Origin of the sequence: Pseudomonas sivasensis, assembly GCF_021391435.1 — a bacterium.
Lineage (GTDB): Bacteria > Pseudomonadota > Gammaproteobacteria > Pseudomonadales > Pseudomonadaceae > Aquipseudomonas > Aquipseudomonas sivasensis.
In genome coordinates, this window is record NZ_CP090029.1 from 5,146,635 (window position 1) to 5,168,776 (window position 22,142).

Consider the following 22,142-nt stretch of genomic DNA (forward strand, 5'->3'; position numbering starts at 1 on the left):
ATGCTTTTAGAGCTCTACGACAACGGCTTGGGAAGCACGGGTCGCCTTGGCCCGAGCCGCTTCAATCGACTCATCCCGCGCCAACGCCACGCCCATGCGGCGCTGGCCATTCACTTCTGGCTTACCAAACAGACGCAACGCGGTGTCCGGCTCGCTCAGTGCAGCGCCGAGGTTGGCGAATGCGGTCTGGGTCGACTGCCCTTCCACCAGAATCACCGCCGAGGCCGAAGGCCCGAACTGGCGAATCAACGGGATTGGCAAGCCCAGAATGGCGCGCGCGTGCAGGGCAAACTGCGATAGATCCTGGGAAATCAAGGTCACCAGACCCGTGTCGTGCGGGCGCGGCGACACTTCGCTGAACCACACCTGATCGCCCTTAATGAACAGCTCCACGCCAAACAGACCACGGCCACCCAAGGCTTCGGTCACGGCTTTGGCAACGCGCTCGGATTCCGCCAGGGCAACCGGGCTCATGGCCTGTGGCTGCCAGGATTCCTGATAGTCGCCCTTCTCCTGACGGTGGCCGACTGGCGCGCAGAAGGTGGTGCCGCCGATATGGCGCACGGTCAGCAAGGTGATTTCGTAGTCGAAGTCGATAAAACCTTCGATGATTACGCGGCCTTTGCCAGCCCGCCCGCCTTCCTGGGCGTAATCCCAGGCCTTCTGCACATCGTCAGCGCTGCGCAACAAGCTCTGGCCTTTGCCCGACGAGCTCATCACTGGCTTGACCACGCACGGGAAGCCCAGATCCTGGACAGCCTTGCTGTAGTCTTCAAAGGTGTCGGCAAAATGGTACGGCGAGGTCGGCAGGTCCAGTTCTTCGGCGGCCAGGCGACGGATGCCTTCGCGGTTCATGGTCAGCGACGTGGCGCGTGCGGTCGGGATCACGGTGAAGCCTTCGGCCTCCAGCTCCACCAGGGTAGCGGTGGCGATGGCTTCGATTTCCGGCACGATGAAGTGCGGTTTTTCCGCTTCGATCACCGCACGCAGGGCGGCGCCGTCGAGCATGTTGATCACATGGCTACGGTGGGCAACCTGCATGGCCGGCGCATTGGCGTAGCGATCCACGGCAATCACTTCAACGCCCAGGCGTTGCAGTTCGATCACCACTTCCTTGCCCAGCTCACCGCAGCCACACAGCAAAACGCGGGTCGCGGTTGGCGACAATGGAGTTCCGATTCGGGTCATCTCAGGTCCTCAGGGGAGCGGATCATGGGGAGAAAGGCCGGCATTTTACATGAACTGTAAAAATTGGCCTCAGTTGGCGACGGCCCGCTTGCGGATACGCCAGGCCATGATCAGCCACACCACCGTGACCCCGGCGAATTTCGATGCCAAGGCCGTACCCACCACCGCCGGCGTCAGCGCGCCGATCAGGCCGAAGAAGATAAACGTGTCGAGAGGAATGCTCAGCGCCGAACTTATCCACAGGCGATCGTGGAGCGGGCGCTTGGTGATGCTGAACACCAGCCAGTCGATGCATTCGGACACCGCGAATGCCGTGGCACTGGCCAGGGCAATGGCAGGGTCGGAAGTGACGTAGGACAGTACCAGCGCCGCCAACATGGCGATGATCGCACCATGACCGAAGCGGGTTTGCACCATGTCGCGCAGAATAAATACCAGGCCACCCCAGGCGGACCAGATCACGTCAAGGTGCGGGGCGGTGGAGAAAGCGAAGTTGATCAGCACGACGCTGCTGATGTAGGCGATCAGGAAGAGCATGGGGCGAGAGACCTGTGAACAAGGGGCACAGGGTACTTCACATTTTGAAATATGTCGTCTGGGAGGGCCTCATCGGGGGCAAGCCCCCTCCCACATTTTGACCGTATTCCTACAGATTAAACGCGGTTAAGTGTGGGAGGGGGCTTGCCCCCGATGGCGATCTATCAGGCGCCGGATTTACCAGAAGCCATAAACACCAGCCCAGCCGCCACCGCTCGCTCGTGGCACAAGCCCAACACCACCCGGCGTTCGGCGTTGTCCATGCGGCTCCAGCGCGTGATTTCATCCACGGTGCGCTGGCAGCCGGTGCAGATGTCGTCATCATCCAGCGCGCAAATGCTCACGCACGGCGAGCCAACGGGGCGTTCAATCGGGTTCATTCTTGCTGCTCAGCCAGGTCGCGGGCATAGCGCTGTGAGTTATGCACATAGTGGGCGGCGCTGGCTTCGAGCATGCGCTTTTGCGCGTCGGTCAACTCCCGCACCACTTTGCCCGGCGAGCCCATGACCAGCGAACCATCGGGAATTTCCTTGCCTTCGCCAATCAGCGAGTTAGCGCCAATGATGCAGTGCTTGCCGATTTTCGCGCCGTTGAGGATCACTGCATTGATGCCGATCAGACTGTAATCGTCCACGGTGCAGCCGTGCAGCATGGCGTTATGGCCGATGGTCACGCCCGTGCCCAGAGTCAGCGGATAGCCCATATCGGTGTGCATCACGCTGCCGTCCTGCACATTACTGTTCTTGCCGATCAGGATCAGTTCGTTGTCGCCACGCAATACCGCGTTGAACCAGACGTTGGCGCCCTCTTCCAGCTTGACCTTGCCCACCAGCGTGGCGTTCGGCGCCACCCAGCTGTTGGGATGCGTCTCGACGCGGGCGTCGCCCAGGCGGTATTTCATGGTGTGTCCTCACGGCTTGCCATTCAAACGATGGCTTAGATATTGATGAAGCTCTTGGGCGGCTGGTGCAGGCTGATCTGGGCGTCGTCATAGAGCAGGTTGATCAACTCGACGATCATGATCGCAGTCAGCCCCCAAATCTTGTATTCGCCAAACCGATAGCTGGGCACATACCAACTGCGGCCCTGGTAATCGATTCTGTGGGTATGTTCGCGCGGATCCTGTCGGAAAAAGTCCAGGGGTACGCTGAAAACGGCGGCAATCTCTGCATCATTGGCCAGGTATTCGACGTAATCAGGGACCACGCCGACATAAGGTGTGACGCGAATACCATGCAGGGAGATCAGGGGGCTCAACGGGCCGATCACTTCGACCAAGCCAGGCGGCAGGCCGATTTCCTCTTCGGCCTCACGCAGGGCGGTGAAAATCAGGTCCGGGTCTTCGGGGTCGCGACGACCGCCGGGAAACGCCACTTCGCCACCGTGGGTCGACAGGCCGCTGGCGCGTAGGGTCAGGATCAGCTCGGGTTCATCACTGCGGGTAATCGGCACCAGCACCGCGGCCTCGGGGAAACGCCCGTCGGTTTCCAGCGTGTGGGGGGTGTGGTTGCTTACCCGGCGAAGTAGCTCGTCCAGCATGAGTCATCTCGGTCTGTTGGCTACCATGCATCATGCACCAAAGCGTGCGGGCGCCCAACCCCAAAACCCGGCGGGTGTCGCTAAACGACAACTTGCAGGCCCCTGCCCGCCACGCCAAGATAGGCGCACTTTCCAGGAACCCCAGCATGAAATTCTGCAGCCAGTGCGGTAAACCGGTCACCCAACGCATTCCAGAAGGCGACGGGCGCCTGCGTTTTGTGTGTGATCATTGCTCGACCATTCACTATCAGAACCCCAATATCGTCGCCGGGACCGTGCCGGTGTGGGGCGATAAAGTGCTGCTGTGCCGACGCGCCATCGAGCCGCGCCTCGGCTACTGGACCCTGCCCGCGGGCTTTATGGAAAACGGCGAGACCGTCGAGCAGGCCGCCACGCGCGAAACCCAGGAAGAAGCCTGCGCCCGCGTGCGCAACTTGGCGATTTACACCCTGATCGATGTGCCGCACATCAACCAGGTGCATATCTTCTACCGCGCCGAACTGGTCGACCTGGACTTCGCCGCAGGCCCCGAAAGCCTTGAAGTGCAGTTGTTTGACGAAGCCGACATCCCTTGGTCCGAGCTGGCTTTCCGCACGGTGGGACGTACCTTAGAATGCTTTTTCGCTGACCGCAGACTTGAGTCCTACCCGGTGCGCAGCGAGGCTGTGCCGCCGATGGGCAAGCCCGCCCAATAATAATCCGGCATCAAGGGAAATCGTTTTAATGCGTTGGTTGCTTGCTCTGCTCTGCCTGTCGTTCGCTACCCTTTCGCCGGCTTCTACCGTGGAGACCCTGGGCGGCAAAACCGTCGAAAAAGTCCTGGTGCTCAAGTCCGCCCATCAATTGCAACTGATCAACGACGGCAAGCCGATCAAGACTTACCGCATTTCCCTGGGCAAAAACCCCAAGGGCCACAAGCTGATAGAGGGCGACCGCCGCACCCCGGAAGGCCTGTACTGGATCGACTGGCGCAAGACCAGCGACCGCTTCAACCTGGCCATGCACATCTCCTACCCCAATATCAGCGACGCCGCCCGCGCGCGCCGCGAAGGCGTGAAGCCCGGCAGCATGATCATGATCCACGGCACGCCTGACACCGAAGACTACCCCGAACAGTGGTTCCACACCCTGGACTGGACCGACGGCTGCATCGCCATGCGCAACGTCGATATGCGTGAAGTCTGGACCCTGGTCAAAGACGGCACCCTGATCGAGATTCGGCCGTAATCGTCGACCGTTCGTAAAATAATTCGAAAATTTTTCCCGCCTTCAACAGCGCCCGCCGGTGAATACCAGTTCACCGCGCGGGCTGCGCCGTTCTGCGCGCTATAAAGACCTCTCTAATACCACTTAAGACCAAGCCCCGTTATAGGGCCATAAAAACCGGATTTGCACCGTTTTCGCCGCATTGACATGGTATTTAAGTGGTATTAATTTCCGGCCAATACCGGGCGACAACACTCCAATAACGCATCGGAAACCTGACAGATGAATCCCATCCTGGCCCTGCGCCCTGACGACAAACAATCCACGCCGCTTTACCTGCAATTGGCCCGCAAGCTGGAAGCGGCCATCCATGCCGGCGAGTGGAAATCCGAACAGGCATTGCCGTCTGAACGCGTCCTCAGCGAGCAACTAAGCATCTCGCGAGTTACCGCCCGCAAGGCGCTGGAAGTGTTGTTTGCCCAAGGCCTGATCCGCCGCAGCCAGGGCTCCGGTACCTTTATCACGCCTCGCCTGGAACAGCCGCTCTCACGCCTGTCGGGTTTCAGCGAGATGTTGCGCCTCAAGGGCTTTGTGCCCAGCTCCCAATGGCTAGAGCGTGACATCACCCCGCCGACCCATGAAGAGCTGATCCGCCTGGCCCTGTCGCCCACCGACAAAGTGGCGCGCCTCAAGCGTTTGCGTAAAGCCGACGACACCGTCATGGCCATTGAGATGACCACCATGCCCGCCTCGGTGCTGCCGCAACCGCAAGCCATCGGCAGCTCGCTGTACGAGTACCTGGAAAGTATCGGCAAGCCCATCGTCCGTGCCCTGCAGCATATCCAGGCGGTCAACGCCTCGGACGAGTTCGCCGCCCTGGTGGGCATCGCCCCCGGCACCGCCATGCTGCTGATGACCCGCGTGGGCTACACCGCCGACAACACGCCGATTGAAATCACCGACACCTACTGCCGCAACGACTACTACGACTTTGTCGCAGAGCTGCGTCGATATGACTTTGCCGCCGAGTAGCGGCCTTAGAGAACTGCCCATGTCCGAAGATAATATCCTCACGCCCCACGGCTGGATTCGCGGCCGCCTGGTGCATGAGCACGGCAAGGTGACCGCCATTGAAGGCGTGCCTTGCGACCCGACGCAAAACGATTTGCCCTACCTGCTGCCGGGCTTTATCGACCTGCATGTGCACGGCGGCGGTGGCAAGGACATCATGGAAGGCATCGACGCCTTCGAGACCATCACCCGCACCCACGTGCGCTTTGGCACCACCTCGCTGCTGGCCACCACCATGACCGCGCCGGTGGATGAAATCTCCAGCGTGCTCGGTCAACTCGGCGGCTTTTGCGAGCAGCGCCCTGCCGGCAGCGCCCGAGTACTCGGCGTGCACCTGGAAGGGCCTTACATCAACCCAGGCAAACTTGGCGCCCAACCCAACTTCGCCCACACCGCGCTGATGGAAGAAGTCGAGGCGTACCTGCGCCTGGCGCCCATCCGAGTGATCACCATCGCCCCGGAAATCGCCGGCCACGAGGCCCTGATCCGCGCCCTCAGCGAGCGCGGCGTACGCATGCAAATCGGCCACACCTTGGGCAGCTATGAAGAAGGCGTCGCCGCCCTCGCCGCGGGCGCCACCAGTTTTACCCATCTGTACAACGCGATGAGCCCGTTGCATCACCGCGAGCCAGGGATCGTCGGCGCCGCGCTGGCCCACGCCAAGTACGCCGAGTTGATTCCGGACCTGCTGCATGTGCACCCCGGCGCGATACGCGTGGCGCTACGGTCGATCCCTTGCCTGTATTGCGTTACCGACTCCACCGCCGCCGCCGGCATGCCCGATGGCGAATACAAGCTGGGCAGCCACACCGTGACCAAATGCCTGGGCGGCGTACGCCTGGCCGACGGCACCCTGGCCGGCAGCACGCTGACCATGGACCAGGCGCTGCGCAATCTGGTGAAGATCGGCCTGCCTATCAGCGAAGCCTCACAACGCCTGTCGCAATTTCCTGCGGATTACCTGGGCCTGGAAGAACGCGGCCGCCTGCAACCCGGCAGCTTTGCCGACTGCGTGCGCCTGGACCGCTCCCTGCAACTCACCGACGTCATGGTCGAAGGAGAAACCATTGTCTTCAAAAATGCTTGAAGAGGCCTTGGCCTCCTGTGACGCCGTCGCGGCGCAACTGCAACGCCTGAACCCGGCACTGGAAGAAATCGCCGGCCGCCTGCGCCGCCAGCCGCCGCAAGTGGCGATGACCATCGCCCGTGGCAGCTCGGACCACGCCGCCAGCTATTTCGCCTACCTGGCCATGCAACATGTGGGCATTCCGGTGGCGTCGTTGCCGATGTCGGTGGTGACCTTGCTGCAAGCGCCGTTGAAGGTCAGCGGCCAGGTGGCGTTCGGTTTCTCGCAGTCCGGCCAAAGCCCGGACCTGGTCAACAGCCTGCGCCTGCTGCGTAAGCGCGGGGCTTTGAGCATCTCGTTGGTCAACGCCGAAGACTCGCCGCTGGAAGCCGCCTGTGAATTCCACGTGCCGCTGTGCGCCGGGCCGGAACTCAGCGTGGCCGCGACCAAAAGCTTTATCGCCACCCTCAGCGCCAGCGCGCTGTTGGTCGGCCACTGGAATCAGGAAGCCGACCTGCTGCAAGCCTGCCAGGCGTTGCCCGATGGCCTGCGTGAAGCGGCCCGCCAGGATTGGAGCCGCGCCATCGACGCCCTGCGCGACAGTCAGCGCCTGATGGTGATCGGCCGTGGCGCCGGTTTTGCCATTGCCCAGGAAGCCGCACTCAAGCTCAAGGAAACCTCGGCGATCCAGGCCGAAGCCTTCAGCAGCGCCGAGGTGCGCCATGGGCCGATGGCCTTGATCGGCGACAACTATCCACTGTTGGTGTTTGCCCCGCGCGGCGCCGAGCAGGCAGGCCTGTTGAGCCTGGCCGCCGATATGCGCCAGCGCGGTGCCCGCGTGCTGTTGGCCGCGCCGGACGATATCGCCGAACGCGACCTGACCCTGAGCCGCGCCGAACACCCGAGCCTGGACCCGGTGCTGGCGATCCAGAGTTTCTACGTCATGGCCGCCGGTCTGGCGGTCGCCCGCGGCATGGACCCGGACCAACCGCGCCACCTGAGCAAAGTCACCCGCACTCACTGAGTGGTGTGCCGTGTTTTCCTGATGAGTACCGTGCCCATGTCTAACAACAATAATGCAGTGACCCTCAGCGCCCCCCTCAGTGGGCCGGTGCTGACCCTGGGCAACGTCCCCGACGAGGTATTCGCCAGCGGTGCCATGGGCGACGGCCTTGCGATCGACCCGCTTAATAACTGCCTGCATGCGCCCTGCGACGGCGAGATCATTCACGTCGCGCGTACCGGCCACGCGCTGACAATCCGCGCCGACAATGGCGCCGAGCTGCTGATGCATCTGGGCATCGACACCGTCGAGCTGAAGGGCGAAGGTTTTGCGCTGCTGGTCAAACAGGGCGCCCGGGTGAGCCTGGGCCAGGCGCTGGTACGGTTTGACCTGGATTGCATTGCGCGCCAGTGCAAGAGCCTTATCAGCCTGATCATCCTAACCAATGGCGAGCACTTCGACGTGCTGCCTCTGGCGTCGCAAACCGTCAACGTCGGCGAGCCACTGATGCAGGTCATCGCGCGGTCGACAGCGCCCGCTCAGACGGCTGTGGATAACTCCATCGAAGAAGCCAGCGCCCGTGTGCACATCACCCATCGAGGCGGCTTGCATGCTCGGCCCGCAGCGCTGATCCGCAAGACGGCCCAGGGATTCAGCAGCCAGGCGCGCTTGCACTACGCTGACAAGTCGGCCGCCTGCGACAGCTTGATCGGTTTGATGGGGCTCGGCATCGGCGAAGGCGACGAAGTGCGCGTCACTTGCCGGGGCAAGGACTGCGAGGCGGCGTTGCAGGCCTTGGTTGCCGCGCTGTCTGCACCGATGAAAGAAGAACATCACGCGCCTGCCGCCGTTACGCCACGCCGAGCCAATACCGAAGCCGGTGTATTGCAAGGCGTCTGCGCGGCGCCCGGCCTGGTCTGCGGGCCGCTGTTTCGCCTGAGCAGTATCGAGCTGCCCGCAGACACGGGCCAGCATTCGGCCGACGAACAACTGCAACGTCTGGACACGGCGCTGGAGCAGGTGCGCGGTGAAATTCGCAACACCCTGGAGCACGCCCGCCAGCGTAAAAACGTCGAGGAAGAAGACATCTTCGCCGCCCATCTGGCCCTGCTGGAAGACCCGACCCTGCTGGAAGCCGCCTCGGGTGCCATCGAGCAAGGCAGCGCCGCCACCCATGCCTGGCGCGATGCGATCCAGGCGCAGTGCGCAGTGCTGCTGGCATTGGGCAAGCCGTTGTTCGCCGAGCGCGCCAACGACCTGCGCGACCTGCAACAACGCGTGCTGCGCACCTTGCTGGGTGAAGCCTGGCACTTCGAGTTACCCGCTGGCGCCATCGTCAGCGCCCATGAACTGACGCCCTCGGATTTGCTGCAACTGAGCGCGCAGCAGGCCGCCGGCTTGTGCATGGCCGAAGGCGGGGCGACCTCCCATGTGGCGATTCTGGCGCGCGGCAAAGGCCTGCCCTGCGTGGTCGCGCTGGGCAGCGAAGTCCTCGACGTACCGCAAGGCCAGCGGGTGGTACTGGACGCCGCCAACGGTCGCCTGGAACTGGCGCCCAGCGAAGCCCGTCACGCTCAAGTGCACCAGATTCGCGACGCGCAAAAACTGCGCCGCCAACAGCAACAGGCCCAGGCTCACCAGCCGGCACGCACCAGTGACGGCGTAGGCATTGAAGTGGCCGCCAATGTTGCCTCCAGCGCCGAAGCCCAGACAGCGTTTGAAAACGGCGCCGATGGTGTCGGCCTGCTGCGTACCGAATTCCTCTTTGTCGACCGCCGCACCGCGCCGGATGAACAGGAGCAACGCCAGGCCTATCAAGCCGTGCTGGATGCCATGGGCGACAAGTCGGTGATCATCCGCACCATCGATGTGGGCGGCGACAAACAACTCGACTACCTGCCCCTGCCCGTCGAAGCCAACCCGGTCTTGGGCCTGCGCGGTATTCGCATGGCCCAGGTGCGTCCCGAACTGCTCGACCAGCAACTGCGCGCGCTGCTGCAACTCACACCGTTGGCGCGCTGCCGCATCCTGTTGCCGATGGTCAGCGAAGTCGACGAACTGCTGGAGATCCGCCAGCGCCTGGATGAACTGTGTGCGCAGCTAAAGCTGACCCAGCGCCCTGAACTGGGGGTGATGATCGAAGTTCCCGCCGCAGCGCTGATGGCCGAACAACTGGCCGAACATGCGGACTTCCTGTCCATCGGCACCAATGACCTGTCCCAGTACACCCTGGCCATGGACCGCGACCACGCCGGCCTCGCCGCGCGGGTCGACGCGCTGCACCCGGCGCTGCTGCGGCTGATCGCACAAACCTGCGATGGCGCAGCCAAGCATGGGCGCTGGGTTGGCGTCTGCGGCGCGCTGGCGTCCGACCCGCTGGCCACACCCGCACTGATCGGCCTGGGGGTCAGCGAGCTGTCGGTGAGCCCGCCGCAAATCGCAGAAATCAAGGACCGCGTCCGCCACCTGGATGCGGCGCAATGCCGGCAACTGAGCCTTAGCCTGCTCGACCTGAGCAGCGCCAAAGCCGTACGCCAAGCCTGTCAACACCACTGGCCGCTGAGCTGACAACAACAAGAAAAAGGAGACCCGCCATGTACCAACTGTTCATCGAAGGCCTGCAACGCCTGGGCCGCGCGCTGATGCTGCCTATCGCCATCCTGCCGATTGCCGGCCTGCTGTTGCGCCTGGGCGATACCGACCTGCTCAACATCGCAGTGATGCACGATGCCGGCCAGGCGATCTTCGCCAACCTGGCGCTGATCTTCGCCATCGGTATCGCCGTGGGCTTTGCCCGCGACAATAACGGCACAGCCGGGCTGGCCGGTGCGATTGGCTACCTGGTGATGATCTCTACCCTCAAGGTGATGGACACCAGCATCAACATGGGCATGCTCGCCGGGATCGCCAGCGGCTTGATGGCCGGTGCGCTGTATAACCGTTTCAAGGACATCAAGCTGCCTGAGTACCTGGCCTTCTTCGGCGGGCGACGGTTCGTGCCGATTGTCACCGGGTTCTCAGCGGTTGGGCTGGGGGTGATCTTTGGCCTGATCTGGCCGCCGATCCAGCACGGCATCAACAGTTTCGGCGTGCTGCTGATGGAAAGCGGCAGCATCGGCGCGTTCGTGTTCGGCGTGTTCAACCGCCTGCTGATCGTCACCGGCTTGCACCACATCCTCAACAACATGGCCTGGTTTGTGTTCGGCAGCTTCACCGACCCGGCCACCGGCGCCGTAGTGACCGGCGACTTGACCCGCTATTTTGCCGGTGACCCCAAAGGTGGCCAATTCATGACCGGCATGTTCCCGGTGATGCTGTTCGGCCTGCCCGCCGCGTGCCTGGCGATGTACCGCAACGCCCTGCCGGAACGGCGCAAGGTGATGGGCGGGATCTTCCTGTCGATGGCGCTGACCTCGTTTCTCACCGGCGTGACCGAGCCGATTGAATTCGCATTCATGTTTCTCGCGCCGTTCCTGTACCTGATCCATGCGCTGCTCACCGGTCTGTCGATGGCCGTGACCAATATGCTGAATATCCACCTGGGCTTTACCTTCTCCGGCGGGTTTATCGACATGGTGCTGGGCTGGGGCAAGTCCACCAATGGCTGGCTGGTAGTGCCAGTGGGGCTGGCGTACGCGGCGATCTACTACACGGTTTTCAGCTACTGCATTCGCCGCTTCAACCTGAAAACCCCGGGCCGTGAAGACGGCCAAGTGGCACCGGCCGAAGCAATGAGCGACAACCAGCGCGCCACGGCGTACATCAGTGCCTTGGGCGGCGCGGACAATCTGCTGAGCGTCGGTGCCTGCACCACTCGCCTGCGCCTGGACATGGTTGACCGCAACAAGGCAGTGGATGCCGAGCTCAAAGCCCTGGGGGCGATGGCTATCGTGCGGCCGGGCAACGGCGGCAGTTTGCAGGTAGTGGTCGGGCCGCTTGCAGACAGCATTGCCGATGAGATTCGTCTGGCGATGCCGACCTCCGTCAGCACATCACCTGCCAGCGCCACTGCGCCGACTCAAGCCAGCAACGTTGCCTCGACCGTGGCGCAGCAATGGCTGGATGCGCTGGGCGGTCAGGCCAATGTCGTGCAGTTGGAATGCGTGGCCATGACCCGCCTGCGCCTGCACCTGGCCGACGAAAACGCGCTGTCCCAGGCGCAGCTCACGGCACTCGGTTGCCAGGGTGTCAGCCGGATCGACGCCGGTGTGTGGCACCTGCTGGTCGGCGAGCAGGCCCAAGGCTTAAGCGCCGCACTCAAGACCCTGACCTCTCGCCAGCCAGTCCGCGCCGGCGCCTGACCTACCTATCTACCGCCCTGTTCGGGGCGGTCGTGCCCATGCTGAGGGCTCCAATCCTCAGCATGGAGCCTGTGCCCGTGAGCACTTCCACCCCACCCCTGACCTTTGACGAGATCAAAGGCTCACTCAACTTGATCGGCCATCACCTGCTCGACATCGATGCACCGCTGCTGCCGACGCAGCCGGCGTCGCCTCCACTCGCGTACCTGGAGCGCCTGAATACCCATCTGGAAAACTACCGCCAGCAGTTCCTGACAAACAGCCGCGTGCTGTACCAGAACCTGGACAACAGCGATCTGCGCAGTACTGAAGGTCAGGCCCTGCTGACCACGCTCAAGGCCACGCTCAACACGCAATTGCTGGACATGGATAGCCGCGAGCAGATCGACGGCAAAGCGCGCAAATCCTTCATGACCTTTGAAGCCGGCTACATCGCACTGACCCACGAAACCGCACTCGCGGTCGCCGATCGCCTGTTCCACCCTCAAGAGCAGGCGATCCTGGACCGCGTACCACTGGGCGTCACGCAACGCCCCGGCCTGTATGCACTGACCTTTGAATACCAGGGGCAAACCATCGAACTGGCCGGTGCGTTTGTGCTGACCGAACATTCAAGCCCGGTGGTAAGCGAGCTTCAATCGAGCACGCCGGTTGGCCGCGTGGCACTGTTCACTCCCTCGCGCGGGATTGAATTTTTCGCCTCCCTGGCCGACCTCAACAGCGATCTGTTCCAACGCCTGGACGCCGCCGCCGAGCGCGCTCACTTCATGGGCATGCTGGCGACCGACTACCGCGCACTGACGCCGCAAGCCATCTGGCCGCTGGCATTGACCCCGATCAGCGAACGGCCACTGTTCGAGCACCTCGACAACCAACTGATCGCCAAGCGCAGTGCCGACATCGACCGCGCCCTGAGCCTGGTGGACAACCCGCACACTGACGCGCATGCACTGATCAATGCGCTGGAGCAGGCCATCGTCGACGCCGTGCCCGACCTCGGCGCGCGACTGCAATGGCGCGCCCAACTGCTGCTCGACCGATGGTTGCGGCACAGCGCGCCAGACTGGTACCGCAGCGCCTCAGACACCCAACGCGCACGACTCGCCGAACACTTGCAGCATTACGACCAGTCCCGGCAGCGCCTGGAACAAATGTTCGGCGCCCTGGCCACGCCGTACACCCTGGCACGCCACCAATGGCTGGAGCGCCTGAGCGATGACCTGGATATCCACGACCTGGAACCACAACGCTTGCTGGTGACCACCCGCCGCGCCGTCACACCGATCGGTGAATACAGCCACAAACGCGACCTGGTCGAATTGGCCTTGCGCGGCCTGCATCCCGACGATGAAAACGCCGGTTCCGATTTCCTCGAAAAGACCAGCCTCAGCTACGACGGCGCGCCACTGCCCGACACCTACGCCGCGCTGACACCGGCCTGGCTCGCGCAACAAATGGGCACGCTGCAACCGCGTATCGACTTCAGGGACCTGCAAAAGCAGCTGCATGCCAAGACCGAGCTGTGCCAGGCCATCGAAGCCATGCTCGACCACAGAATCAACGCGCTGGCCTGCACCGCAATGCTGCAGGGGCATCTCACTGCTGACGATTTCGAACTGATCCAGCGCGTGCGCCAAGGCAGCGATCCATTGCTGAGCGCCACGACCCTGGCGCTGCACGAGGCCCAACTGCAAGACCTGTGGGTGCTGCTCCGGCGCGACGCCAGCGGCGCCGTCGACCGCGTGTTGCTGTGTACGCCGCAGGCTCCGCGCGAGCGACAGTTCCAGGCGTTCGACAGTGAAATTGCCTGCCAGAATCACATCCTCGGCTGGACTTTGGACAATGGCCTCAAATCGCCGCCAGGTACCCTCACCGATTACCTGATCAGCCGCGTCGCCCTGCGCTTTCGGGCCAAGATGAAACAGGTGCTCAGCGGACTGAGCTACAAGTTTCACGCCCAGGAACACCGCGAAATCAGCTTCGGACACGCCGGCAGCCATGCCGATTGCCTCAAGGCCATGGCCACCCATGTGTTGGCCACGCGCCTGGATGACGATGAGTTCAGCACGCCTACCTGGTTCCGCGCGGCGCCGCTGACCACGCGGCGAACCCTGATGAAACTGGCGGACGACACCAAAGGCGGTCTGCGCGCCTACAACGATTATTCGTTGTCCGAGGCGCAAGTGCCGGGCTTCAGCGCTTACCTGCATGAGCAGGCGCGCGCCCGTCTGAATGAGCTGCTGGGACGCCCACGCAACGATGTCGACCCCGACACTGTTTGGGCCTACTCACCGGGGTCGGCTAAGGCTGCGCCCATCAACTACACCCAGCTGTATCGCGACGGCTATGCCGATGGCATCGGTTTTCTCGACGAAAAGTTCTCGCGCTCGGCACGCTTCAAAGGCCCCGAAGGCATCGACCTGAGCCCATTGACCGCCGAAAAAGTCGCACGCTCGGTCACCGGCGTCTGGATCGGCCAGCGCTACATCGATGAGATCAAGACACGCCTACTGAACGTCGGCAGCCCGGACTACAAGCTGCGCCGCGATACCACACTGGCCATTACTCAATGGCAATTGCGCAGTGCCGCTCTGGAATCTCACTTGCAGGGGGATATCGCGTCCATCGACCGGGAATGGCTGGAGCGCAGTATTGCGAAGATGGGCGAGACGGCACCGGCCATCCGCCGCGACCATGGGATCCACCGCCTGGTCATCGACGGCGACTGGGTGATCGGCTGCTATCTGTTCACCCATGCCGATGACCCAACGCTGCTCTACACCCCCAATGCTCCGGACGGCATCAGCGTGCGCGAAGCCAGGCAGTTCAACTACTTGCTGAAAAAACTGCCCGGCATGCTCGGTTACCTGGTGCAACGCGTCGCGGTGCAGTCCCAGGGACGAGTGCGCACATTCCTGGAGGACGCCCGGCACCAGTTGCCTGAAGGGCTGGATAAAACCAGCATCAGCCCGCCGCGCTATGACCCGATACGCGCGCAAACCCAGATCCAGGACCTGCGGCGCGAGGTGTATGACCTCAAGCTGCAACGCACCATTGATGATGTTCACGCGACTACCGTCAACCGCACTCAGATGATCAGCGGCATCGCCTGGACCTGTGTGGAATGGGTTGCCGCCATCGCTACCGCGCCTTTTCCAGTGCTGAGCCTGAGCATCGGTCTGGCGCTGGCGTTCAAGGACGCCATGCTGGCTCTGCACGCTTACCACCAGGGCGACAACGCCCAGGCCCTGGAACACTTGATGGGTTACCTGCTCAACAGCGCCGGCGGGCTGTTCACCGACCTGCGCCCGGCCCTCGGCACCTTGCAACAGTTCGCCGTGCGCCAGGCCCCAAGGCGCCTAGTACAGAGCCCGACACTGCAGTTGATCAGCGCCGTGGAACCGGCGCCACTCAAGCCTGCGGGGATGCAATCGGTGCTGTTCAATGGCGAATATCTCTGGGCTCATCAGACTCCGGACCCGATCGGACGCTATTTGCTCTATCGCCTCGACCCGGTCACCGGCAAGCTGGTCTCCACCACCCGCCTCGCCGCACCGGATGCCCAAGGTGTATGGCGCCGTACCGGTGTGACTGGCGGCGCGCCGAAGTATCAAAAAGTCCCGCAGGCCCCCGATGCGCTCAAGCACTACGAGATGCCCGCCCAGTACGCGGACAAACTGGAGCAGGTGCTCAACCCCGACCTCACGGCGCAACTGCGCCAACAGGGTGACTGGGTGTACCAAAACCCGCACGTCACCGTCGCTGCGGCGTCCCGGGAATTGCAGCCGGTGCGCGATGTGTATCAGCAACAAGTCAGCCAATTGACCCGCGACGCCGAGGACTTTTTCCGCCAGCAGCCGCCCGTCGCGCCCCGTGCCGAGGTACCTACCGTAACGCGGGAGACATCGTTGGCCACGCTCACCGATAACCCCGCATTTAGCCGCGCACCGAACCTGATCATTGGCGCCATCCCCGGCAGCGGTGTCGGCCAGCAGGTGCTTATCGAGAACATCGACGCGCTGCTCAACAAAGGCTTCAAGCGCCTGTACATCGAATACCTGCCCGGTGATGTGTTTCGCCTGAAACTGGACAAGCTCAACAGCGGCAAATCCTGGAAGCACATCGAGCGGCATCTGAAGCTCGTCGACAAGGCAATGGGCTTTGCCGACAACGCCGAATTCTCCTACGTGGCGCTGGTACGCAAGGCTTCGGCCAAAGGCATCAAGATCAAGGCACTGGACGCCTCGACCTGCTACGACCTGGATGATGCCCTTAACCTCGGCGACACCCCACCCACCACAACGCGCAGCACCGCGTTGCGCAACTTCTACTCGCACAAAGTCCTGCAAGGCGACAGCGACGCCCTGCCCGATGAGCGCTGGATTGCCCTATTGGACCCCGCGCGCATGCGCGCGGCCGATCAAGTCCCGGGCTTGGCCGATCTGCACAAGGCAGTTGCTGTGCGCGTGGAAAATGTCGGCGCTGACCATGCCGTGGGTTTGCGCATCGACGCCAGCGACGCTTCCGCCGATTACACCCTGGCCGTGCGCGGGCCTGAACGAACCGTAGAATCCCCAGCCCCGTCGAGTGGTGCGGCAACGGTCACGCATTACAGCGACTACGATATCGCTGCCGAACTGCGCGAAAGCATCCAGACCCAGTCATACCAGTCCCACGGCCTGGACAGTCATTTCCTGCCGGCCCCCGAGCACCGCAAGGCGTTTTCAGTGTTCAAGAAAACGCGGGAGCGTCTGACCCAAGATGCACAGCAGTACTTCAGCCAGCACACCCTGCCGGCTCGCCCGGAACTGTCGCGACTCAGCGGGCAGACGCAGCCGGAACCGTTTCTGCGCGCTGTCAGCGAAAGCCGGCTGGCGGGGCTGGTCATCGGCGAGGCCCACAGCGCGCAGACGAGCAAGGCGTTTCTGATCAAACACATGAAGCAACTCAAGGCGCTCAAGTTCGACACGCTGTACGTCGAACATTTGCTCACCGACCTGCACCAGGCCGAGCTGGATGCCTTCCGCCAATCCAAACGCCTTTCGCCCGCGCTCAAGGACTACCTCAAACGCCAGGATGCCGGGCACATGCCGCTCTACAGTGGCGCCAACACCTACTTCGAAGTGATCCAGCAAGCCAACAAATATGGGTTGCGTGTACGCGCACTCGACTGCACCGCCAGTTACCACGTCAAGGGCGCAAACACAGAGGCGCGCAACCAGATGTTCAGCTACTTCGCGTCACGGGTGATCGACGCTGACCAGGCGGCGCACGGCCCACACAAATGGGTGGCGTTCATCGGCAGCGCCCACACCAACACCAACCTGCAAGTGCCCGGCCTGGCCGAGCTGCAAGGCGCCGCCAGCCTGCATATCCGCGATGCTGCGCCCAACCTGGCGTCCCCCATCCACCCCGGCCGCTGGGAGACAGGTCTGGAAACCCGCTGGACGGCACTGCGCAGCGACTTCACGCTAAAGGTCGGCGTGGCTGGCATGCGTGAGCCTGCCGCATTCGTACCGCTGGACCGCACCCGACTGAAAGTGTCCGGCCACTTTCTGGTCGAACACCCGTCAATGGCCGAAAGCAACCTGCTGCACAAATCCCGCAGCGGCGAAATCGTCTCGACCCCGATCCAGGTCGATGACCAGGGCCTGTTCTACATCGATCGCTGGGGCATGGCGCAGCAGCGCTTCCTCTACCAGACCACCTTGATCGACGCCGTACGCGCCCAGGTACAACTGACGCCCGCGCCGTAATCCAGGCAACAAAAAACCCGCTGACCAAACTGGCCAGCGGGTTTCTTGTTTATGCCGTCAACGAATCAAAAATCCGCCAACTGCCATACCTCGTACGCCGGTGTCTCGTAGGGGTGGCTCAGCTTCAACGCAGCCACAACAGCCACGATCAGCGCATCCGCCACCACCAACTCGACCTTCCATTCTTCGACGACTTCGACTTGGCCAACCTGGCCGATAAACGGCTGACTGCCGTCCAACGCGCGGAATTGGCCCTGGCCCAGCACTTGCCAGGCGCAGTTGTCGTAGTCGCCAATGCGCCCGCCGCCAGCTGCAAAGACGGCGGTTTTCACCGTCTCTACATGGCTGTCGGGCACAAAGAAGGCAAGCTTGTACACGACCTTAGTTCACCCAAACGCGAGCGTTACGGAACATGCGCATCCACGCACCGTCTTCGTTCCACTCTTCCGGGCGCCACGAGTTCTGCACAGCGCGGAATACACGTTCCGGGTGCGGCATCATGATGGTCACGCGGCCGTCGCGGCTGGTGAGGCCGGTGATCCCGCGCGGCGAGCCGTTCGGGTTGGCAGGGTAGTTTTCGGTGACTTTGCCGTGGTTGTCGACGAAGCGCATGGCCACGCAACCGGACAGGTCGGCTTCGAGCAAGGCTTCTTCGCTCGCGAACTCCGCATGGCCTTCGCCGTGGGCGATGGCGATCGGCATGCGCGAACCGGCCATGCCTTGCAGGAAGATCGAGTTGGATTCCTGCACCTGCACCATGGCCACACGGGCTTCGAACTGCTCGGAACGGTTACGCACAAAGTGCGGCCAGAACTCGCTGCCCGGGATCAGTTCGCTGAGGTTGGACATCATCTGGCAACCGTTGCACACACCCAGGGTGAAGCTGTCGTTGCGCTCGAAGAAGCCTTGGAACGCATCGCGGGCACGGCTGTTGAACAGGGCCGACTTGGCCCAGCCTTCACCGGCACCCAGCACGTCGCCGTAGGAGAAGCCGCCGCAAGCGACCAGGCCTTTGAACTCGTTGAGGTCAACGCGACCGGCGAGGATATCGCTCATGTGCACGTCAATCGCATTGAAGCCGGCACGGTCGAACGCCGCCGCCATTTCCACCTGGCCGTTGACGCCCTGCTCACGCAGCACAGCAACTTGTGGGCGAATGCCTTTCTTGATGTACGGCGCGGTGATGTCCTGGTTGACGTCGAAGCTGAGCTTGGTGCTCAGGCCCGGGTTGTCTTCTTCCAGGATCACGTCGAATTCCTGCTCGGCGCAATCGGCGTTGTCACGCAGGCGTTGGATCTGGTAGCTGGTCTCGGACCACTGGCGTTGCAGCAGACGGCGTTGACCGGCAAACACGGTATCGCCATTGAACGAGATATTGATTTCACCGTTGTTGATCGGCTGGCCAATCACCGCCACGCAGTCGTCCAGGCCAGCGGCGCTGAATTGAGCGAGTACGTCCGGGGTCGCGTCCTGGCGAACCTGGATCACGGCGCCCAACTCTTCGTTGAACAGGATGCCGTTGATCTCGGATGCATCCTCGGCAACGCTGTCGAGCACGATGTTCAGGCCGCAGTGACCGGCAAACGCCATCTCGACAACGCTGGTCAGCAGGCCGCCGTCGGAACGGTCGTGGTAAGCCAGCAGATGGCCGTCGGCGTTCAAGCCCTGGATCACGGCGAAGAAGGCTTTGAGGTCTTCAGCGTCGTCAACATCCGGCGCCACTTTGCCGAGCTTGCCGTGGGTTTGCGCGAGGATCGAGGCGCCCATGCGGTTCTGGCCACGGCCCAGGTCGATCAGGATCAGATCGGTGGTGCCTTTGTCCATGCGCAGTTGCGGGGTCAGGGTCTGGCGAACATCGGTAACCGGTGCAAAACCGGTCACGATCAACGACAGCGGCGAGGTCACGCTCTTGTCGGTGCCGTCTTCGTTCCAACGGGTGGCCATGGACATCGAGTCCTTGCCCACTGGAATGGTGATGCCCAGTTCCGGGCACAGCTCCATGCCGACCGCTTTTACGGTGTCATACAAACGCGCATCTTCACCCGGGTGACCGGCAGCGGACATCCAGTTGGCCGACAGTTTGATGTCAGACAGTTTGCCGATACGCGACGCGGCGATGTTGGTGAGGGTTTCACCAATGGCCATGCGGCCCGACGCCGGGGCGTCCAGCAGGGCCAGCGGCGTACGCTCGCCCATGGCCATGGCTTCACCGGTGTAGACGTCGAAGCTGGTGGCGGTGACGGCAACGTCGGCCACCGGCACCTGCCATGGGCCGACCATTTGGTCACGGGCTACGAGGCCGGTGATGCTGCGGTCGCCGATGGTGATCAGGAAGCTTTTGCTCGCCACGGCCGGGTGATGCAGCACGCGTTCGATGCTGTCGGCCAGTTCGAGTGTGCTTGGGTCGAAATCATCGCCCAGCTCGGCTTCACGCACCGCTGAACGGTGCATGCGCGGGGCTTTGCCCAGCAGCACTTCGAGGGGCATGTCCACCGGGCTGTTGCCGAAGTGGCTGTCAGTGACCGTCAGTTGCGGCTCGGCAGTGGCTTCGCCGACCACGGCAAACGGGCAGCGCTCGCGTTCGCAGATGGCCTGGAAGCGCGCGAAGTCTTCAGGGCCGACGGCCAGCACGTAACGCTCTTGGGATTCGTTGCTCCAGATTTCGTGCGGGGCCATGCCCGGCTCGTCGTTTGGAATGTTGCGCAGTTCGAAACGGCCACCACGGTCACCATCGTTGACCAGTTCCGGGAAGGCGTTGGACAAACCACCAGCACCGACGTCATGGATGAAGCTGATCGGGTTCTTGTCACCCAACTGCCAGCAACGGTCGATGACTTCCTGGCAGCGACGCTCCATTTCCGGGTTTTCACGCTGTACGGAAGCAAAATCCAGATCAGCCGAGCTGGTGCCGGTTGCCATAGAGGAAGCAGCACCGCCGCCCAGGCCAATCAGCATCGCCGGGCCACCCAGTACGATCAGCTTGGAGCCGACCAGAATCTCGCCTTTCTTGACGTGTTCTTCACGGATGTTGCCCATGCCGCCGGCCAACATGATCGGCTTGTGGTAACCGCGCACTTCATCACCATGGGGCGTGGTGATGGACTGTTCGAAGGTACGGAAGTAGCCAGTCAGAGCCGGGCGACCGAACTCGTTGTTGAACGCGGCGCCGCCGAGCGGGCCTTCGATCATGATATCGAGGGCGGTAACGATGCGCTCAGGCTTGCCGTACGGCACTTCCCACGGCTGTTCAAAGCCAGGGATCTGCAGGTTGGACACGGTGAAACCGGTCAGGCCGGCCTTTGGCTTGGCGCCACGTCCGGTAGCACCTTCGTCACGGATTTCACCGCCGGAACCGGTGGCTGCGCCAGGGAACGGGGCAATCGCGGTCGGGTGGTTGTGGGTTTCGACTTTCATCAGGATGTGCACCGGTTCCTGAACCGCGCCGTACTGGCGGGTCTCTGGATCCGGGAAGAAACGGCCGGCGACGGAGCCGACGATGACCGAGGCGTTGTCCTTATACGCCGACAGAACGCCTTCGCTGTGCATCACGTAGGTGTTCTTGATCATGCCGAACAGGCTTTTTTCCTGGCTCTGGCCGTCGATGTCCCAACTGGCGTTGAAAATCTTGTGACGGCAATGCTCGGAGTTGGCCTGGGCGAACATCATCAGTTCGATGTCGTGCGGGTTGCGCTTCAAGCCGTTGAAGGCGTTGACCAGGTAGTCGATCTCGTCTTCGGCCAGGGCCAGGCCCAGTTCGGTGTTGGCCTTCTCCAGGGCGGCGCGGCCACCGCCAAGCACGTCAATCGCGGTCAGCGGCTTGGGCTCGGCGTGGCTGAACAGACCGGCAGCCTGTTCGAGCTGGCTGACGATGATCTGGGTCATGCGGTCGTGCAGGCTGCTGGCGATCAGCTCGGCCTCGGCATCGCTGAACTGGCCGGCAACGTAGAAGGCGATACCGCGCTCCAGGCGCTGGATTTTTTCCAGGCCGCAGTTGCGGGCGATGTCGCTGGCCTTGCTCGACCAGGGCGAGATGGTGCCGAACCGTGGCAGAACCAGGAACAAGCGGCCGGTCGGCTCTTGAACGGGAACGCTTGGGCCGTACTTCAGAAGGCGTGCGAGCACTTGCTGTTCGTCGGCGGTCAATACGCCGGTAACGTCGGCGAAGTGAGCAAATTCAGCATACAGGCCTGTAACCGCTGGAACCTTCTGGCTCAGTTGTTCAAGGAGTTTGCTGTGGCGAAAGGCAGAAAGGGCAGGAGCGCCGCGCAGGATCAACATCTTCGGGACAGCCTCGGGAAGGGGTGTGCTTTGAGGCCGTGCATTCTAGCGTAAACCATCGCCAACGGCACCCGAAACGGCATCGCTGGCTGCTGCCGGACGTCAGTTGGCACGGTTTGCACACTATCGGGGCGTTATCCAAGGCATTGCGCGTAGTTATTTTAACCGTCACATTTGCCCGCCAAGCCACGTTTCTG

Annotated in this window: 15 protein-coding genes; 8 read left to right on the forward strand and 7 right to left on the reverse strand. The window is 62.6% G+C overall.

The window, feature by feature from the left end; genetic code table 11:
* Window positions 1-6 precede the first annotated feature (6 nt).
* The 5 genes from purT to LRO94_RS23325 all read right to left on the reverse strand — a co-directional run bounded on the left by purT (window position 7) and on the right by LRO94_RS23325 (window position 3,264).
* Entirely contained in the window at window positions 7-1,188 is a 1,182-nt protein-coding gene (purT, locus tag LRO94_RS23305) for a formate-dependent phosphoribosylglycinamide formyltransferase (RefSeq protein WP_003193969.1), read from the reverse strand.
* A gap of 69 nt (window positions 1,189-1,257) precedes the next feature.
* Complete coding sequence (locus LRO94_RS23310; protein WP_032890779.1) at window positions 1,258-1,725, reverse strand: VUT family protein; 468 nt, start codon at window positions 1,723-1,725, stop codon at window positions 1,258-1,260.
* Between the two features lie 164 nt (window positions 1,726-1,889).
* A complete protein-coding gene (locus tag LRO94_RS23315) occupies window positions 1,890-2,105 on the reverse strand; it encodes a DUF1289 domain-containing protein (protein ID WP_032890777.1) in 216 nt (71 codons plus the stop codon).
* A complete protein-coding gene (locus LRO94_RS23320; protein ID WP_032890775.1) occupies window positions 2,102-2,626 on the reverse strand; it encodes a gamma carbonic anhydrase family protein in 525 nt (174 codons plus the stop codon). The genes LRO94_RS23315 and LRO94_RS23320 overlap by 4 nt, the downstream gene beginning before the upstream one ends.
* Window positions 2,627-2,661: 35 nt before the next feature.
* The gene (locus LRO94_RS23325; protein WP_032890773.1) at window positions 2,662-3,264 is read right to left on the reverse strand and encodes a CoA pyrophosphatase; all 603 of its coding nucleotides are present in this window, start codon (window positions 3,262-3,264) and stop codon (window positions 2,662-2,664) included.
* A gap of 146 nt (window positions 3,265-3,410) precedes the next feature.
* Between LRO94_RS23325 and LRO94_RS23330 the strand changes: the two genes are divergently transcribed.
* The 8 genes from LRO94_RS23330 to LRO94_RS23365 all read left to right on the forward strand — a co-directional run bounded on the left by LRO94_RS23330 (window position 3,411) and on the right by LRO94_RS23365 (window position 17,667).
* On the forward strand, window positions 3,411-3,959 hold the full coding sequence (locus LRO94_RS23330) for an NUDIX hydrolase (protein WP_032890771.1): 549 nt from the start codon (window positions 3,411-3,413) through the stop codon (window positions 3,957-3,959).
* A 28-nt stretch (window positions 3,960-3,987) separates the two neighbouring features.
* Window positions 3,988-4,491, forward strand: coding sequence for a L,D-transpeptidase family protein (locus tag LRO94_RS23335; RefSeq protein WP_095185804.1), 504 nt, complete (start codon window positions 3,988-3,990; stop codon window positions 4,489-4,491).
* A 261-nt stretch (window positions 4,492-4,752) separates the two neighbouring features.
* Window positions 4,753-5,502 (forward strand): GntR family transcriptional regulator, encoded by a 750-nt coding sequence (locus LRO94_RS23340; RefSeq protein WP_032890767.1) that lies wholly within the window; start codon window positions 4,753-4,755, stop codon window positions 5,500-5,502.
* Window positions 5,503-5,521: 19 nt separating this feature from the next.
* On the forward strand, window positions 5,522-6,628 hold the full coding sequence (gene nagA / locus LRO94_RS23345; RefSeq protein WP_179179908.1) for an N-acetylglucosamine-6-phosphate deacetylase: 1,107 nt from the start codon (window positions 5,522-5,524) through the stop codon (window positions 6,626-6,628).
* The gene (locus LRO94_RS23350) at window positions 6,621-7,631 is read left to right on the forward strand and encodes an SIS domain-containing protein (RefSeq protein ID WP_032890762.1); all 1,011 of its coding nucleotides are present in this window, start codon (window positions 6,621-6,623) and stop codon (window positions 7,629-7,631) included. Before nagA ends, LRO94_RS23350 begins: the two co-directional genes overlap by 8 nt.
* A 36-nt stretch (window positions 7,632-7,667) precedes the next feature.
* Window positions 7,668-10,178, forward strand: coding sequence for a phosphoenolpyruvate--protein phosphotransferase (gene ptsP / locus LRO94_RS23355; protein ID WP_179179907.1), 2,511 nt, complete (start codon window positions 7,668-7,670; stop codon window positions 10,176-10,178).
* 26 nt (window positions 10,179-10,204) lie between these two features.
* On the forward strand, window positions 10,205-11,911 hold the full coding sequence (nagE, locus tag LRO94_RS23360; protein ID WP_179179906.1) for an N-acetylglucosamine-specific PTS transporter subunit IIBC: 1,707 nt from the start codon (window positions 10,205-10,207) through the stop codon (window positions 11,909-11,911).
* A gap of 77 nt (window positions 11,912-11,988) precedes the next feature.
* Window positions 11,989-17,667: a membrane-targeted effector domain-containing toxin gene (locus tag LRO94_RS23365; RefSeq protein ID WP_179179905.1), complete on the forward strand. Its 5,679-nt coding sequence runs from the start codon at window positions 11,989-11,991 to the stop codon at window positions 17,665-17,667.
* 65 nt (window positions 17,668-17,732) lie between these two features.
* On the opposite strand, the gene LRO94_RS23370 is transcribed toward LRO94_RS23365, so the two are convergent.
* Both LRO94_RS23370 and purL read right to left on the reverse strand, forming a co-directional pair.
* Window positions 17,733-18,044, reverse strand: coding sequence for an NGG1p interacting factor NIF3 (locus LRO94_RS23370; protein WP_095185810.1), 312 nt, complete (start codon window positions 18,042-18,044; stop codon window positions 17,733-17,735).
* Window positions 18,045-18,048: 4 nt separating this feature from the next.
* On the reverse strand, window positions 18,049-21,945 hold the full coding sequence (gene purL, locus LRO94_RS23375; RefSeq protein ID WP_095185811.1) for a phosphoribosylformylglycinamidine synthase: 3,897 nt from the start codon (window positions 21,943-21,945) through the stop codon (window positions 18,049-18,051).
* Window positions 21,946-22,142 lie beyond the last annotated feature (197 nt).